The sequence below is a fragment of the Flavobacterium anhuiense genome, from assembly GCF_001705175.1.
Taxonomy (GTDB): Bacteria; Bacteroidota; Bacteroidia; order Flavobacteriales; family Flavobacteriaceae; genus Flavobacterium; species Flavobacterium anhuiense.
Window position 1 is genome coordinate 2451634 of record NZ_CP016907.1, and the last position, 17530, is coordinate 2469163.

The 17530-nt window shown below is 30.8% G+C and carries 16 protein-coding genes; all 16 read left to right on the forward strand.

Annotated features, from left to right (window positions below; all coding sequences use genetic code 11):
* The first annotated feature begins 9 nt into the window (after positions 1 to 9).
* The 16 genes from BB050_RS10630 to BB050_RS10705 all read left to right on the forward strand — a co-directional run bounded on the left by BB050_RS10630 (position 10) and on the right by BB050_RS10705 (position 17499).
* Positions 10 to 993 carry an SDR family oxidoreductase gene (locus BB050_RS10630; protein WP_066033537.1) on the forward strand — a complete coding sequence of 328 codons (984 nt, stop codon included), beginning with the start codon at positions 10 to 12 and terminating at the stop codon, positions 991 to 993.
* Between the two features lie 24 nt (positions 994 to 1017).
* Complete coding sequence (locus BB050_RS10635) at positions 1018 to 2409, forward strand: UDP-glucose 6-dehydrogenase (protein ID WP_066033538.1); 1392 nt, start codon at positions 1018 to 1020, stop codon at positions 2407 to 2409.
* Between the two features lie 69 nt (positions 2410 to 2478).
* Positions 2479 to 2946, forward strand: coding sequence for a UpxY family transcription antiterminator (locus BB050_RS10640; protein WP_236940440.1), 468 nt, complete (start codon positions 2479 to 2481; stop codon positions 2944 to 2946).
* Positions 2947 to 3225: 279 nt separating this feature from the next.
* Positions 3226 to 4515, forward strand: coding sequence for a nucleotide sugar dehydrogenase (locus tag BB050_RS10645; protein WP_066033540.1), 1290 nt, complete (start codon positions 3226 to 3228; stop codon positions 4513 to 4515).
* Positions 4516 to 4545: 30 nt separating this feature from the next.
* Entirely contained in the window at positions 4546 to 5553 is a 1008-nt protein-coding gene (locus BB050_RS10650) for a mannose-1-phosphate guanylyltransferase (protein WP_066033541.1), read from the forward strand.
* 16 nt (positions 5554 to 5569) lie between these two features.
* A complete protein-coding gene (rfbB, locus tag BB050_RS10655; RefSeq protein ID WP_066033542.1) occupies positions 5570 to 6616 on the forward strand; it encodes a dTDP-glucose 4,6-dehydratase in 1047 nt (348 codons plus the stop codon).
* A gap of 46 nt (positions 6617 to 6662) precedes the next feature.
* On the forward strand, positions 6663 to 9104 hold the full coding sequence (locus tag BB050_RS10660; RefSeq protein ID WP_066033543.1) for an SLBB domain-containing protein: 2442 nt from the start codon (positions 6663 to 6665) through the stop codon (positions 9102 to 9104).
* A 16-nt stretch (positions 9105 to 9120) separates the two neighbouring features.
* Entirely contained in the window at positions 9121 to 10188 is a 1068-nt protein-coding gene (locus tag BB050_RS10665; RefSeq protein ID WP_066033544.1) for a Wzz/FepE/Etk N-terminal domain-containing protein, read from the forward strand.
* 15 nt (positions 10189 to 10203) lie between these two features.
* Positions 10204 to 10605, forward strand: coding sequence for a sugar 3,4-ketoisomerase (locus tag BB050_RS10670; protein ID WP_066033545.1), 402 nt, complete (start codon positions 10204 to 10206; stop codon positions 10603 to 10605).
* A complete protein-coding gene (locus tag BB050_RS10675) occupies positions 10592 to 11014 on the forward strand; it encodes a sugar 3,4-ketoisomerase (RefSeq protein ID WP_066033546.1) in 423 nt (140 codons plus the stop codon). Before BB050_RS10670 ends, BB050_RS10675 begins: the two co-directional genes overlap by 14 nt.
* Complete coding sequence (locus BB050_RS10680) at positions 11007 to 11561, forward strand: acyltransferase (RefSeq protein ID WP_066035136.1); 555 nt, start codon at positions 11007 to 11009, stop codon at positions 11559 to 11561. Before BB050_RS10675 ends, BB050_RS10680 begins: the two co-directional genes overlap by 8 nt.
* Positions 11558 to 12658, forward strand: a complete 1101-nt coding sequence (locus tag BB050_RS10685; protein ID WP_066033547.1) for a DegT/DnrJ/EryC1/StrS family aminotransferase — start codon at positions 11558 to 11560, stop codon at positions 12656 to 12658. Before BB050_RS10680 ends, BB050_RS10685 begins: the two co-directional genes overlap by 4 nt.
* Positions 12652 to 13956, forward strand: a complete 1305-nt coding sequence (locus tag BB050_RS10690; protein ID WP_066033548.1) for an O-antigen translocase — start codon at positions 12652 to 12654, stop codon at positions 13954 to 13956. The genes BB050_RS10685 and BB050_RS10690 overlap by 7 nt, the downstream gene beginning before the upstream one ends.
* A complete protein-coding gene (locus BB050_RS10695) occupies positions 13949 to 15169 on the forward strand; it encodes a glycosyltransferase family protein (protein ID WP_066033549.1) in 1221 nt (406 codons plus the stop codon). Before BB050_RS10690 ends, BB050_RS10695 begins: the two co-directional genes overlap by 8 nt.
* Positions 15170 to 15327: 158 nt before the next feature.
* Positions 15328 to 16206: an alpha-1,2-fucosyltransferase gene (locus tag BB050_RS10700; protein WP_066033550.1), complete on the forward strand. Its 879-nt coding sequence runs from the start codon at positions 15328 to 15330 to the stop codon at positions 16204 to 16206.
* Entirely contained in the window at positions 16207 to 17499 is a 1293-nt protein-coding gene (locus BB050_RS10705; protein WP_066033551.1) for a glycosyltransferase family protein, read from the forward strand.
* Positions 17500 to 17530 lie beyond the last annotated feature (31 nt).

Here is a 17530-nt window from a genome sequence, read left to right on the forward strand (position 1 = left end):
GTTGGATAAATGGAAAATAAAACAAAAGATACTATTTTAATTACGGGAGGAGCTGGATTTATAGGTTCAAATTTGACCGAGTATTTTTTAGGTTTAGGCTATAAAGTTGTCTGTTTGGATAATTTTTCCACAGGGCATCGTCATAATTTGAAAAATTTTTTAAGCAATCCTGATTTTAAGTTAATTGAAGGTGATATTCGAAATTTAGCTGATTGTAATTTAGCAGTAGATGGAGCAGATTATGTTTTACATCAAGCTGCTTTAGGTTCTGTTCCAAGGTCAATAAAAGACCCAATAACGACCAATGAAGTAAATGTTTCTGGATTTTTAAATATGCTTACAGCAGCTCGTGATGCTAAAATAAAACGATTTGTATATGCTGCTAGCTCTTCAACCTATGGAGATTCTCAAGGACTGCCAAAAGTAGAAGATGTTATAGGAAAACCATTGTCTCCTTATGCCATTACTAAGTATGTAAATGAGCTGTATGCGGAAATTTTTAGTAAAACCTATGGTTTAGAAACAATTGGCCTTCGTTATTTTAATGTTTTTGGAAGAAAACAAGACCCTAACGGAGCGTATGCTGCAGTAATACCAAAATTTGTAAAACAGTTTATGAATCATCAAAGTCCTGTGATTAATGGAGATGGAAATTACTCTCGTGATTTTACTTATATCGATAATGTTATTCAGATGAATGAATTGGCAATGACTTCTAAAAATCCAGAAGCCATTAATTCAGTTTACAATACTGCATTTGGTGATAGAAATACATTAAATGATTTGGTTAAATATTTAAAAGAATATTTATCAGAGTTTGATCCGAAAATAAAGGATGTTCAGGTTATTTATGGAGAAAACAGAGCAGGAGATATTCCGCATTCATTGGCGAGCATTGAAAAAGCAAAAAAGATATTAGGGTATAATCCAAAATATTCTTTGCAAGATGGATTGAAAGAAGCTGTGGGATGGTATTGGAATAATTTAAAATAAACAGATCAAGATAAAATAGATCAAATGAAAATTACAAAAATTTGCTGCATTGGTGCAGGATATGTTGGTGGGCCAACTATGGCGGTTATAGCTCAAAAATGTCCACACATTCAAGTTACAGTTGTTGATTTAAACGAACAAAGAATAGCGGATTGGAATGATCCAAATCCTGAAAATATTCCAATATATGAGCCAGGTCTCTCTGAAATTGTAGCGGAGGCTAGAGGTAGAAATCTATTTTTTTCTACAGATGTTGATAAGGCAATAGATGATGCACAAATGATATTTATCTCGGTAAATACGCCAACCAAAACTTATGGTAAAGGCAAAGGAATGGCTGCAGATTTAAAATATATTGAGTTATGCGCAAGGCAAATAGCAAGAGTAGCAAAACAAAATAAAATAGTTGTAGAGAAATCAACCTTGCCAGTTAGAACTGCCGAAGCTATTAAAAGTATATTAGATAATACAGGAAACGGTGTTCAGTTTCAAATTTTGTCTAATCCAGAATTTTTAGCAGAAGGTACTGCTGTTACAGATTTGTTAAATCCAGATCGAATTTTAATCGGAGGAGATACTACTCCTGATGGTGAGGAAGCGATTAATGCTTTGGTAGACGTTTATGCAAATTGGGTAAGCAAAGAAAAGATTTTAACAACAAATGTTTGGTCGTCAGAGTTGTCTAAATTGACTGCAAATGCATTTTTAGCGCAACGAATTTCATCTATTAATGCGATGTCTGAATTATGTGAAAAAACTGGTGCAGATGTCAATGAAGTGGCGAGGGCAATAGGAATGGATAGCAGAATCGGTCCTAAATTCTTAAAAGCTTCTGTTGGATTTGGTGGTTCTTGCTTTCAAAAAGATATTCTGAATTTAGTTTATATAGCAAAATCATATGGATTAAATGAAGTTGCCGATTATTGGGAACAAGTCATTATTATGAACGATCATCAAAAAAGAAGATTCTCAAATAAAATCGTTCAAACATTATACAATACAGTAGCCGATAAAAAAATTACTTTTTTAGGCTGGGCTTTTAAAAAAGATACAAACGATACAAGAGAATCTGCCGCGATTTATGTGGCTGACGACTTAATAAATGAGCAAGCCAATATTTCTGTTTACGATCCAAAAGTTTCTGAAAATAAGATGTTAAACGATCTTAACTATTTAGAAACAAGAGCAAATGAAGAAAACGTAAAAGCGTTGAATGTCTTTGATAATGCTTATGAGGCTTGTAAGGATGCTCATGCAATTGCAATCTTAACAGAATGGGATGAATTTACTACTTATGACTGGAAAAAGATTTACGATTCTATGCATAAGCCCGCTTTTGTTTTTGACGGAAGAAACATTTTAAATGCTAAAGAATTAGAATCAATCGGTTTTGTTTACAATGGGATAGGTTCGTAAGTTTGTATGATGGTGAAGTAAAAAGATGTGAAAATGTGAAGTAGTAAGGTTTGCTTCGTTATAAATAAAATGATGAATTGGTACGTAGTTTATACAAAACCTAAATGGGAGAAAAAAGTTGCAGACAAACTCAATCAATTAGGAATTGAATGTTATTGTCCAGTTATTATTCAGGTTAAACAATGGTCTGATAGAAAGAAAAAGATCGAAGTGCCACTTTTTAATTCTTATGTTTTTGTTCAGTTGGAAGATTCAGAAAGGAATTTAGTTTTTCAAGTTGCTGGAGTGGTTAGATATTTGTTTTGGTTAGGGAGGCCCGCAATTGTAAAAGATCAGGAAATCGAAGCGGTAAAAAATAGTCTTAAAGCAACAAATATTAGTGACGTGACTGTTTCCGCGCTTCAAGTAGGAGATAAAATCAAATTAGAGTCAGGTGCGTTTATTAATCAAAATGCCATTGTTCAAGAAGTTTCTAATAATTATTATACTTTAATCTTGGAAACTTTAGGATGTGTTCTAAAAATAAAATATAAATAACAACGTTATCAAATAAAAATTAACAGAAGAGAAGTCTTTTTTAGATTTTTTCTTCTGTTTTTTTATGAAGGAATTATTTACAGCCTGATTAATAATAGATTGTGGTTAAGTGCATTTTATTTAACAATTTGTTGGTGAGTATTACGGGAAACCGTATTGAATAACTAGACTTATTATACTATATTTGCGCGAAAATGATTAATTTAGGCATCTGAGTCAGATATTGTGACTTGGAATGGCGAAGCCGTGAATTTTTGATAGCCTAAAGAAATAAAGAAAATGGAATTAGATAAAAATATTAAAATTGCAGTTATTGGCTTAGGGTATGTAGGATTACCATTAGCTCGATTATTTGCAACAAAATATTCAGTAATTGGTTTTGATATAAATGAATCTAGAGTCAATTCTTTGAAATCGGGAACCGATACAACTTTAGAGGTTGAAGATGATGTTTTACAAAAAGTATTAATTACGAATCCTGATGAAGAAGCAGGTCTATATTGTACGACTTCGATAGATGATATTCAGAATTGCAATTATTATATAGTTACTGTACCTACTCCAGTTGATAAAAATAATAGGCCGGATTTAACTCCTCTTTATAAATCTAGCGAAACTGTTGGTAAAGTTCTAAAAAAAGGAGATATCGTTATTTATGAATCAACTGTTTATCCTGGAGTAACAGAAGAGCAATGTGTGCCAGTTCTTGAGCAGGTTTCTGGATTAAAATTTAATGAAGACTTTTTTGCAGGATATTCGCCAGAAAGAATAAATCCAGGAGATAAGGAACATACAGTTGAAAAAATTCTGAAAGTTACTTCTGGGTCAACGCCGGAAATTGGGTTAAAAGTTGATGCTTTATATAAGTCTGTAATTACTGCTGGAACTCATTTAGCACCAACTATAAAAGTTGCAGAAGCAGCTAAGGTTATTGAAAATTCTCAGAGAGATATTAATATCGCTTTTGTTAATGAATTGGCGAAGATTTTCAATCTAATGAATATTGATACGCAAGAAGTCTTGACAGCGGCGGCAACAAAATGGAATTTTTTGCCGTTTAAACCAGGTCTTGTTGGTGGGCATTGCATTGGTGTAGATCCTTACTATTTAGCACAAAGAGCGCAAGAATTTGGATATCATCCTGAAATTATATTAGCAGGAAGACGTCTAAACGACAGTATGGGAGAATATGTCGCTTCGCAAATAGTAAAGTTAATGATCAAAAGAGGTATTTCTGTTAATGGAGCAGAATTGTTAATGCTAGGCATTACATTCAAAGAGAATTGTCCAGATGTTCGAAACACTAAGATAGTCGATGTTGTTAAAGCATTAAAAGATTATGGAATTGTAGTAACAATATTTGATCCACTAGCAGATGTGCAGGATGTAAAAAAAGAATATAATTTAGTAACATTAGACTCTGTTCCTGATAATAAATTTGATGCTATTGTTCTAGGAGTTTCGCATGCGGAGTTTTTAGAATTAGATTTTTCAAATTTGCAGAAAGAAAAAAGTTTAATTTATGACGTAAAAGGAGTCTTAGGATCTTTAGCTGACAATAGGCTGTAGATTTTAGCTTCTTTTTTTTATTTATAATATATGAATTCAGATAAAACTATTACGCATGTTATCCTTACTGGAGGAGTTGGAAGTCGTTTGTGGCCATTGTCTCGTAAAAGTAGACCAAAACAATATCTTGAAATATTTGATGGAAAGTCTTTGTTTGAAATGACAGTTGAACGCAACAGTCATTTGGCAAACAAAGTAATGGTGGTTGGAAATATTGATAATCATCAATTAAGTGGGAAAGTAATGGAAAAAACGAGTACTTCTTATATAAATATTATTGAGGCAACACCTAGAAATACTGCTGCAGCAATTGCTTTCGCCGCATTTGCATCTGAACCTGATGACATTTTAATAATCACTCCTTCAGATCATATTATAGATCAGATGGAGAATTATAATCAAGCTATAAGCGAGGCAGTAAAAAAAGCTAATGATGGATTTATTGTAACATTTGGTGTTATTCCAACTAAACCGGAAACCGGATACGGATATATTGAAGCAGAAGATGACAATGTAATTTCTTTCCGTGAAAAGCCAAATGAAACTACAGCAAAAGAATTTATAGCAAAAGGCAATTTCTTATGGAATAGTGGAATGTTTTGCTTTAAAGCAAGTGTTCTTTTAGAAGAGTTGAAAAAATTTCAACCTGATGTATATGAAAAGGCAAAAAAAGTTTGGGAAACAAGAAAAGCAGACTTTTTAGATTTAGATTTATCTATGGAGATTCCTTCTATAAGTATTGACTATGCGGTAATGGAACGTAGCAAAAAAATTAAAGTTGTTCCTGCTTCGTTCTCGTGGTCAGATCTAGGATCGTTTGAATCAGTATATGATTATTTATTCTCAAAAGGACACTCGACAGATTCAGATGGTAATATGGTTATTGGATGTGATAAGCATACAACTTTTTTAGGTTTGAAAAACACTATTTTTGTTTATACTGAAACTGCCAATCTAATTTTGCAAAAAGAAAATTCGCAAGATGTAAAAGATATATATAACGAGTTGGAAAAACAAAATTCAGATTTATTAAATTAATAAAAGCATTTAAAAAATGAAAAAAATTCTAATAACTGGCGGAGCTGGTTTTATTGGTTCACATGTAGTAAGACGTTTTGTAAATAAATATCCAGAATATCAAGTTTTTAATTTAGATGCTTTGACATATGCTGGAAATCTTGAGAATATAAAAGATATTGAGAATAAAGAGAATTACATTTTTGTTAAGGGTGATATTGTTGATGAGAATTTTATAAATGAACTTTTCGAGCTTCATAAATTTGATGGGGTTCTACATTTAGCGGCAGAGTCACATGTCGATCGCTCTATTGAAGACCCACTTGCATTTGTTAAAACCAATGTTATTGGAACAATGAATTTATTAAATGCAGCTAAGAATCAATGGAAAGGTAATTTTGAAGGTAAAAGATTTTATCATATAAGTACTGATGAAGTCTATGGCTCATTAGGAGCAACAGGATTGTTTACTGAAGAAACTCCTTATGATCCAAATTCTCCATATTCGGCTTCAAAAGCCAGTTCAGATCATTTTGTCAGGGCTTATGGTGAAACTTATGGGCTTCCATATGTTTTAACTAATTGTTCAAACAATTATGGATCATATCATTTTCCTGAAAAACTAATTCCTCTTTTTATTAATAATATTATAAATAACAAATCTCTTCCAGTATATGGCGACGGTAATTATACTAGAGATTGGCTGTTTGTAGAAGATCACGCGATAGCAATTGATTTAGTTTTTCATGAAGGAAAGAATCACGAAACCTATAATATCGGTGGATTTAATGAATGGAAAAATATAGATCTGGTTAAGTTGTTATGTAAAATAATGGATGGAAAATTAGAAAGAGAGGCAGGTACTTCTGAAAAACTAATTACCTATGTTAAAGACAGGCCAGGTCACGATCTGCGTTACGCCATAGATGCTTCAAAAATTAACAAAGAACTTGGATGGAAACCTTCAGTCACTTTTGAAGAAGGATTAGAAAAAACTATCAATTGGTATCTAAATAATCAAGAGTGGCTTAAAAATGTTACTTCAGGAGCTTACAAAGATTATTATCAAAAACAATACTCATAAAGATATATTCGGAATAAATATATTTTAAATTAATTTCTCATTTAATATGAAAAAAATATTATACGTTCTTACTTTATTTTTTGCATTGACTACGTTTAATGTAGCAGCGCAAGATATAATGAAATCTAAAGATTTAAGTACATTAAAAGTAGATTATTTATCTGATGATGATTTAGCAAAAATTAGTGCTCAGTTAAAAAGCAATAATACAACTATTGATCAAGTTGAATCCATGGCTTTATCAAAAGGTATGAGTCAAACAGAGTTTAATAAACTTAGAGTTAAACTTAATGAGTATGAAAAGAAGAATGCTAAGGATAGCGCTAAAGATAAAAACAAGGATAGTAAATCAAAAACAGGGGAGAAAACTTCAGAGTTTGGAAGGAAACAAGGCGAGATAAAAAATGATAAAGTAAAAGATTCATTAAATGCATTAATTTTTGGTTCAGAGCTATTTGATAATCCTACTTTAAATTTTGAGCCAGATTTGAATTTGGCTACTCCTATGAATTATGTTCTTGGCCCTGGTGATGAACTACAAGTAAGTGTTTATGGAGTTCAAGAATATAATGCCAATATTCCCGTAAGCGTAGAAGGAAAAGTAAGTATAGACTATGTAGGACAAATCTTTGTCTCTGGAATGTCTATTGAGGCCGCAACTCAAAAAATTAAGGCCGCTATTGCAAAAGTATATAGTACGGTCCGTTCTGGACAATCTCAAGTGAGTATTAGTTTAGGAAAAATACGTACAATAAAAGTAACAATTGTTGGAGGTAAGCAGCCAGGCAATTATTCTATTTCTTCTTTAGCAACTGTTTACAATGCATTACATTTAGCTGGTGGACCTGGAAAAAATGGAAGTTATAGAAATATTGAATTAATAAGAAATAATAAGGTTTACAAGAATATCGATATTTATAGATTTTTAGTTAAAGGAGATCAATCTGATAATGTTGCCTTAAAAGAAAATGATGTAATTAGAATTCCTGCCTATAGTCAAAGAGTTACCGTTGAAGGAGAAGTTAAGCGTCCTGGTATTTTTGAGATGAAAAAAGGTGAAAAATTTTCTGACTTGTTAAATTTTGCTTCTGGGTTTAATGAATTTGCATATACAGCATCGGTAAACGTATTACAAAAGACAGGAAAAGAATTCAAAGTCCACGATATAAACGAAAGCGAGTATAATTCCTATCAACCTCAATCTGGAGATGTTTTTAGAATTACTACGATTCTAAATCGATTTGAAAATCGTATCAAGATTGAAGGTGCTGTTTTTAGACCAGATTATTATTCTTTTACAGAGGGAATGAGAATTTCAGATCTTGTAACAAGAGCAGAAGGATTAAAAGAAGATGCTTATAGTAAAAGAGCAAGGATTATTCGTTTAAAGACTGATCTGACAACAGAGATTGTTAATGTAGATTTAGGCGCAGCATTATCGGGAGATTTAAATGCAGATATTGAATTAAAAAGAGAAGATATAGTGACTGTATATTCTATTTTAGATTTTAGAGAAGAATATAAAGTTACGATAGACGGTGAAGTAAAAAATCCCGGGGAGTACGAATATTTTGAAAATCTTACTTTAAATGACTTAGTTGTTCAAGTTGGAGGATTAACAGGTTCAGCATCAAAAAGAGTGGAAATAGCACGAATGATAAAATCTGACGCTATTGATGATGCAGATCCAAAGCGTATCGAATTAATAGAATTAGAGATAACGGCTGATAATAACGAGCAAATTAAGAATTTTGTTTTGAAACCTTTTGATGTCATTAATATTCGTAGAATGGCAGTATACGAAAAGCCCCAAATGGTTACTGTTAGCGGCGCAGTTGCGTATCCGGGCAAATATGTTTTGGCCAATAAAAAAGAAACCGTTTATAACGTTGTAATGAGAGCAGGTGGTTTAACTTCTATTGCTAATCTTGATGGAATGAAAATCAAGCGACCAATAAAAGAAGAACAAATTGAAACTTTAGAAAGAGTTGATTTAAATTTAAATAAGAATGATACTTTAAAAGGGAAACTTACTAAAAAGCTAAAAGATGATTTGAAGTTTGCAACTATTCCTGTAGATTGGGAAAAGATAGTTAAAAACAAAAATCATTATTCAAATGTTACATTATTTCCTGGAGATGAAATAGAAGTTGCTTTATACAACGAGGGTGTAAAAGTTACTGGTAATGTATTGTTGACTTCTGAAATTCCTTATAGAAATGGTAAAGGATTTAAATATTATTTAAATTCTGTTGGGGGTGTAGATAGTAAGGGTTGGAAAAGAAAAGCATATATTATTTATCCAAACGGCAAAGCAGATGTAACAAAATCATTTTTGTTCTTCAAATCTTATCCAAAAGTAGAACCAGATTCTCAAATTGTGGTCCCAGAAAAACCAGAAAAAAAGAAAATGAGTGCAGGGGAATGGGCTGGTTTAGGAACTGCTTTTGCTAGTCTAGCATTGCTAATTGTAACAGCTTTTAAATAAATAATAGTTTAATTTAATGGATAAACCTATTCAAAAAGATGAGATTTCCTTAAAAGAGTTAGTTCTGAAAATAAAGGACTGGTCTAGTTATTTATTTTCCAAGTGGAAAATAATAGTATTAGTGGGTTTTGCTGGTGCGATTTTAGGCCTTACTTATTCAATATTTAAAAAGCCAATTTACACAGCTAGCTTGTCTTTTGCATTAGAAGATGAAAAAGTTGGCGGAATGGGAGGAGCACTTGGCTTAGCAAGTTCTTTTGGTTTAGATTTAGGTGGTAGTGGAGGTGGGATCTTTACAGGTTCAAATCTGACGGAACTTTTTAAATCAAGATCGATGGTAGAGAAAACACTTTTATCTCCTGTTGACCTAAATGGAAAGAATGTTTCTTTAGCTGAAATGTATCTTGAGATTAACGGATGGCGTGATAGCTGGAAAGAAAACCCAAAACTTAAATCTGTTGAATTTTTACCAAATTCTAATCGTAGCAAATTTACTCGTGTTCAGGATAGCATACTAGGAAAAATGTATAATAATCTATCTCACGGAGAATTATCTGTGGGGCAGAGAGATAAAAAGATTAGCATAATTACTATCGATGTTATTTCTACAAATGAGTTATTTGCAAAATATTTTTGTGAGTCTTTGGCCAAACAGGTAGGAACTTTTTATGTTGAAACAAAAAGTAAAAAAGCCAGAATCAATATGGCAATATTAGAAAGACAAGTTGATTCTGTCAGATCTGAATTAAATGGAGCAATAACTGGAGTAGCTATTGCTAATGATAATACTTTTGGTTTAAATCCAGCATTAAATGTTCGAAGAACGCCTTCTGCCCGCAGACAGGTCGATGTTCAGGCTAATACCGCAATTCTTTCAGAATTGGTAAAACAATCTGAGTTGGCAAAAGTAACTCTTCGAAAGGAAACACCTTTAATACAAGTAATTGATCGACCAATTCTTCCCCTGGCAAAAGAACGTTTTGGAAAAACAAAAGGAATTTTAATTGGAGGAATACTAGCAGGTTTTTTGACAATTATATTTTTAATTTTTAGAAGATTATTGAAACTGATTTTAGATTTATAAAAGAACCTATTAATTATGAAACCTATAATTTTAGATTTTCCAAAAATTCAAGATCCAAGAGGAAATTTGACATTTTTGCAATATGATACTCAAATCCCTTTTGAAGTAAAAAGAACTTTCTGGACTTATGATGTGCCAGGTGGTGAAGTTAGAGGAGGGCACGCTTATAAAAGTCAACATGAAATCATTATTGCTCTTAGTGGTAGTTTTGATGTTATAATCACAAATTTGGACGGTACAATTGAAAAGTTCTCCTTAAATAGAAGTTATTATGGATTGTATTTGCCTGCAAAAACATGGAGGCATATGGAAAATTTTTCTACAAATTCATTGGCTTTGCACGTTTCAAGTGAATGTTTTTCAACGGATGATTATATTAGAGATTTTGAAGAATTAAAAAATAATGAAGGAAAATAAAAAAACTGTTTTTGATTGTAATGTGTTGTACTTAATGCAAAAGGGCGATAGGAATGGACATATTACCTCAGTTAATAATGATGTTGAAATACCATTCGGTATTAAGCGAATTTTCTATCTATATGATATACCAGGTGGTGAATCAAGAGGAGCTCATGCTCACAAAGAATGTCATCAATTTTTAGTAGCTACGAGTGGAAGCTTTGAAGTATTATTGGATGATGGGATTACAAAAAGACAAATTTTATTAAATAGACCAGATATAGGATTGCATATACCTCCAGGAATCTGGGCATCTGAAATAAATTTTTCTTCAGGATCAATTTGCTTGGTTTTAGCTTCACATACTTATTCTGAAGCAGACTATTTAAGAAATTACGATGATTATATTAAATATGTTAATGAGTAAAAATAAAATACATGCCTTAGCAGATGTTCAGTCTAGTGATATAGGAAATGATACATATGTATGGCAATTTACCGTAATATTATCTAATGCCAAAATTGGAGATAATTGTAATATAAATTGCAATTGTTTTATAGAAAATGATGTTATAATAGGTAATAATGTCACAATAAAATCAGGTGTTCAAATTTGGGACGGTGTAAGGATCGAGGATAATGTATTTGTCGGTCCAAATGTAACTTTTACAAATGATCTAATACCGCGTTCAAAAGTTTATCCTAAGGAATTTAAGCAAACAATATTGAAAACAGGTAGTTCGATAGGAGCTAATTCGACTATTGTAGCAGGGATTGAAATCGGAGAAATGGCTTTTGTCGGAGCAGGAAGTGTTTTAACTAAATCTATTGCGCCTTATACAGTTTGGTACGGTAACCCAGCAATACAACGAGGATTTATAACCGAAGAAAGCATTTTGCTGGACATGAATTTAAAGGATAAAAACACAGGAGAACGATATTATTTAGAAGGATTTAAACCAGTAAAAAAATGATAAAATTTTTAGATCTTTACCAGATCAATCAAAACCATAGAGAAGATTTAGTAACTGCTTTCGAGAGAGTATTAGACTCTGGTTGGTATATCATGGGAAAAGAGTTGACAAAATTTGAAGAAGAATTTGCCAATTACTGTGGTGTAAAGTATTGCATAGGTGTTGCTAATGGCCTAGATGCACTTATTTTAATTATTAAAGCATATAAAGAACTGGGGGTTTTTAAAGATGGAGATGAAATCTTAGTTCCTTCCAATACATACATAGCTAGTATTCTGGCAATTTCAGCAAATAATCTTAATCCCATTTTGGTAGAGCCTGATATTAATACATATAATATTGATCCTGCTAGAATAGAAAGTTTAATTACTAATAAAACTGTAGCAATTTTGCCCGTCCATTTATATGGTCAGTTATGTGATATGGACGCAATTACAGAAATTGCTAAAAAACATAATCTTAAAGTAATAGAAGATTGTGCACAGTCTCATGGAGCAACTGATCTTATAGGAAGAAAAGCGGGTAATTTAGGTGATGCAGCAGGGTTTAGTTTCTACCCTGGCAAAAATTTGGGGGCTTTAGGAGACGCTGGAGCAATTACAACATCAGATTCTAAATTAGCGGAGACATTGAGAGCATTATTAAATTATGGATCTCATGTGAAATATCAAAATAAATTCAAGGGAATAAATAGTAGATTAGATGAATTACAGGCAGCACTTCTATCTGTAAAACTTGAAAAACTTGACGAAGAAACTGAATATAAGAGAAAAATAGCAGAGACATATCTAAGAGAAATAAAAAATCCAGCTATTATATTGCCAAATGTTAAAAATAGTGCTGCGCATGTATGGCATTTATTTGTGATTAGAACTGAAAATAGAGCAGGTCTCCAAGATTACTTAGCACAAAATGGTGTGCAAACCGTTATTCATTACCCTATACCACCACACAAGCAATTAGCTTATAAGGAATGGAACGATTTAAGTTTCCCAATTTCCGAAAATATCCATGATCATGTCTTAAGTTTACCTATAAGTCCTGTTTTATCACCAGAAGATGTTGCGGAAATTATTGCAATAATAAATAAATGGTAAAAGGCTTAAGACAAAAATTAAAGATTTTAAATGCTGATATATTTAAAGTCTTTTCATTTACTGCTATTTCAACTCTGGTAAAGATGTTGACTAGTTTAATTAGTGTTAAGGTAATTGCCACCATTATAGGACCAAGTGGAATTGCTTTACTTGGTCAATTAAATAGTTTTGCTACTATAGTTATGATTATTGCAGCAGCAGGAATAAACAACGGTGTTACAAAATATGTTGCAGAATTTAATGATTCAGTTGAGGATATTAAAAAGTTGCTTTCGACAGCTCTTAGAATAACACTTCTTTGTGCTTTCTTTAGTGGAATTTTGATGATCATCCTAAGTAATTATCTTAGTAAATTGATAATGTTGGATTCAAGTTATGGATATGTCTTTATTATTTTTGGTTTAACTGTTTTTTTATATGCTTTAAATGGTTTAATAGCTTCAATTTTAAATGGTTACAAGGAATTTAAGCTTTACGTTTATGTAAACATTATTGGTAGTTTGTTTGGATTAGTCTTTACTTTAATTCTTGTTTTTATTTGGGAATTGAAAGGAGCGTTGATTAGTGCCGTAACCTTTCAAAGCTTTATGTTTTTTATTTCTTTATGGATGATTAGAAAACTTCCATGGGCTAAAAAAGAATATTTTTTACTAAAAATTGATAAAGTGTCTTTTAATAGATACTTTAAATATTCTTTAATGACTCTAGTTACAGCAGCAACAGCGCCAGTTGCGCAGCTTTTATTGAGAGGAAACATAATGGCCAATATTTCGGTGGTTGAAGCAGGATGGTGGGAAGCAATGAACCGGATATCAAATATGTATTTGATGATAATTACGACTTCATTTAGTGTTTATTATCTGCCAAGATTGGCGGAAATTGTGGATACACAAGAACTAAAAAAGGAAATTTTTAAGGCGTTTAAGATTATAGTTACTTTTCTATTAGTTTTATTCACTAGTGTTTACATTTGTAGATTTTTAATTATTAAGATTTTATTTTCAAAAGATTTCTTAGAAATGCAAGATCTATTTTTATGGCAATTATTAGGTGATTTTTTTAAAATTTGTAGTTGGTTATTAGCGTTTTTAATGATTGCTAAAACAATGACAAAGGAATTTATTATTTCGGAGGTGTTATTTACATCTCTTTTCCTAATATTGGCTTATGCTTTTATGAGGTTTGCTGGAGTGGTAGGAATTACTCAAGCTTATGCCCTAAGCTACTTTATTTATTTTTTAGCAATGGTTGTGCTTTTTCGAAAAATTCTGTTTAATAAAATTAAAATTAATGAGTAATCATAAAAAAACAATTGTTTTTTACTGCTTTAATTTTAGCATGGGCGGAACAGAAACATTAATATTGCGTTTGTTAGAATTTTATCATTCTCAAAATTATAGAACGATACTTTTGACGGAAAATCCAATACATGAAAGTATTAGTGAAGATTCTAAAAAAGTATCATTTGAGCATTACTTATATGATAAGAAAACAAAAAACTTTTCATCAGGTCTTAAAAAATTAGAATTTGAAAATGACGAAAAGCCACTTGTGATAACTCAATTTCTGCCCGAATTCTTAAAATGTTTTACTCTTATCAATAAAACTAGGTATGGTGTTAATTTTAAACATACCTTATACATAGTACATCCCAATTCGACATTTTACGGACCTAAGAAAATTACTTTTTTAGCTAAGACAATGATTATGATGTTGTTGAGAAAAAAAGTTTTAGTTTTCATGGATGAAACTTGTGTAGAAAAATGTATCGAACATTATAATCTGAAAAAAACTTTAGATTTTGTAATATATAGACTGCCAATTTTCATAAATAAAAATAATATCGTAGAAAAAAAGAATGAAATATTTAATATCTTAACTATAACGAGGTTTGAATTCCCTTTTAAAGCTTATGTTTTAGGATTGATTAATTCATTTGGAAATATTTGTGAAAAATATCCATCTATATCCTTGACAATTATAGGACATGGTAAAGGAAAGAAAGAGGTGGAAAATGCAATTTCCTTTCTATCAGATTCTAAAAAAGCAAAAATCAATATTGTAGAAGAAATTCCATATCACAAAATTAGTGATTATATTAAAGCTTGTGATGTGTATGTGGGAATGGGAACTACAGTATTAGATGTTGCAAATAATAATAAAATTGCAATAACTGCAGTTGCATATCAAAATTCAAATTTAGCCGTGGGTTATTTTCATGATAATCATACAGTAATAGGCGAAGTCTTAAGAGAAAATTTTAAGTATTTCACCTTTGATCAGCTTTTAGAAGATGTCATAAAAACGGATTCTAAGGAATTTGAGAATTTGGGAGCTAAGAGTAAAAAGAGATTAATGGAAAATTATGACATAGAAATTGTAGGAAGTAATATATCTAAACATACCGAAAGTTATTTGTCATTTTATGAAACAATATTAATAAGCATTTTTTCGTATATTAATTTGTATTCTACTCGTCTAATGAGTTTCTATCAAAGAAAAAAAATCTAAAATTTGATAATTCGATAAGAAAGGATTTTATTCCAGATATTCCCATGATTTTTTTGTTAACTGGAAGTTATAGCTATTTTATTGATTGACTTCTTTTTTGTGACTAGAGAAGAAAATTTGGTGGAAAAAATGATTTGCTTAAAATTTTTTAATAATTTATGGACGTTATAGTTATATTTAATGGTTTAGGAAACCAAATGTCTCAGTATGCCTTCTATTTGCAGAAGAAAAAGATTAATCCATCAACTTATTTAATTTCTTTTTGTAAGGATCACAATGGATTAGAAATAAACTCTATTTTTAATATTACTTGGAAAAATACACTTATAAACAAATCATTATATTTTTTATTTAGAATTTTAATTGCCGATAGGTTCAAATTAATCACAGTTCCACTCAAAAAACTATTAACTCAAATGGGATGTTCTGTAATAAATGAGGACTATGATTATAATTTCAATTCAGAATATCTAAAACCCTCCAAAGGAATAACATTTTATTTTGGCGGATGGCATAACGAAAAATATTTTATAGATTCGAAGGATGAAATATTAGATAGTTTTAGTTTTAGTAAAGATGTTGACGAGATAACAACAAGCCTTGTGCAAGAAATGGCAAATTATGAATCAGTTTCCATACACGTAAGAAGAGGTGATTATTTAAATGCGGCAAATATTAATTTATTTGGAAAAGTTTGCACTAAAGAATACTTTGAAAAAGCAATTGATTTAATGAATGAAAAAGTTAAAACCCCACATTATTATATCTTTTCTAATGATATTGGCTGGGTAAAAGAAAATTTTAACTTAGAAAGAGTTACCTATGTTACACATAATAGTGGCATAAATTCTTGGAGAGATATGTTTTTGATGAGCAGTTGTAAACATAATATTATAGCTAACAGCAGTTTTAGCTGGTGGGGTGCTTGGCTTAATAAAAATAATAATAATACAGTATTGTCGCCAACCAAATTTTTAAATAGCGACAAAGTAAGTGATATCTATCCAGCTAATTGGACTAAAATTTCAGATAATTAAATGAAAAATATTGCATTTACAATATGTGCTAAAAACTATATAGGCTTGGCACAGGTTTTAGAAAAATCTATTAAAAGCCACAATCCTGAAGTTGATTTTTATATATTCATCGCAGATGAAATTAACCTAGATGATGCAATTACAGATTTGCCAAAAAATGTTTTTGTTACTAGAAATGTTGTTGGATTTTCTGATGATAAATGGAATCAAATGGCTTTTAAGTATGATTTGACTGAGTTTTGTACTTCAATAAAACCTTCTTGTTTTAAATATTTGTTTGACAAATTTCAGCCAGATACTTGTATTTATTTTGATCCCGATATTTTAGTATTCAATAGTCTTAATTCTATTTTTTCTGGTCTGGAATCTCACTCAATTATTGTAACTCCACACATTACAACAATTGAAGAGAACTACACTGGAGATCTGCCAGAAAGTGGTTTGATGTATACTGGAATGTTTAATCTTGGTTTTTTAGGCCTTAAGAGAAATGATGTTTCAATGAAAATGTTAAACTGGTGGGAAAAAAGGTTAGAAGACAGATGTTTTCAGAATAAAATGGAAAGCTATTTTACGGATCAAAAATGGATGGATTTTTTGCCTTCTCTTTTTTCTTCCGAGCTATTAATTTCTTTCGATTTGGGATTAAATTTCGCGCCATGGAATTTTTACGAACGTGAAGTAATTATGAATAAAAATTTGTACTATGTTAGAAATAGGATAAATAAAAATAATTCAAGTGAATTAACACCATTAACATTTGTTCATTTTTCAGGATTTAATTATTCATCTTTAGTAAATAATGAAATAGCACAAGGAAATATTGCGGGCTTAAAAATTTATCCTGATGTAGAGCAAATCTTAAATGAGTATAGTAAAGTGTTAAAAGAAAGTTCATTTTTGAGTTTTATAAAATTGACTTATACTTATGGGAAATTTTCTGATGGTAAGCCAGTTTCTAAAACATATAGAAAATTATTTAGACGTTTATTTGAGGACGGACAAATAAAATCGAATCCATTTGATGCTAAAGGGCAATTTTATCAAGCACTTAAAGCAGGGAATGTTTTAAACGAGAAGATGAGTGGGGCAGATAAAAAATCAGTTAATAATTTTGAGGGAGTTAATAGAAAACTTACAGTAATAAATAAAATTTTTTACTATGCATTTAAAGTTTTAGGTGCAGAAAGATTTTTTATGCTTGTGAGATTATTACGAATTTATTCTAAGGTAGAAAACCATGTTTATTTAATTGATGGAAATTATTTGGATGGGTCAAAAATCAGAGATTAAATTGTCGTTCTAAGTATATAACATCAGTTAT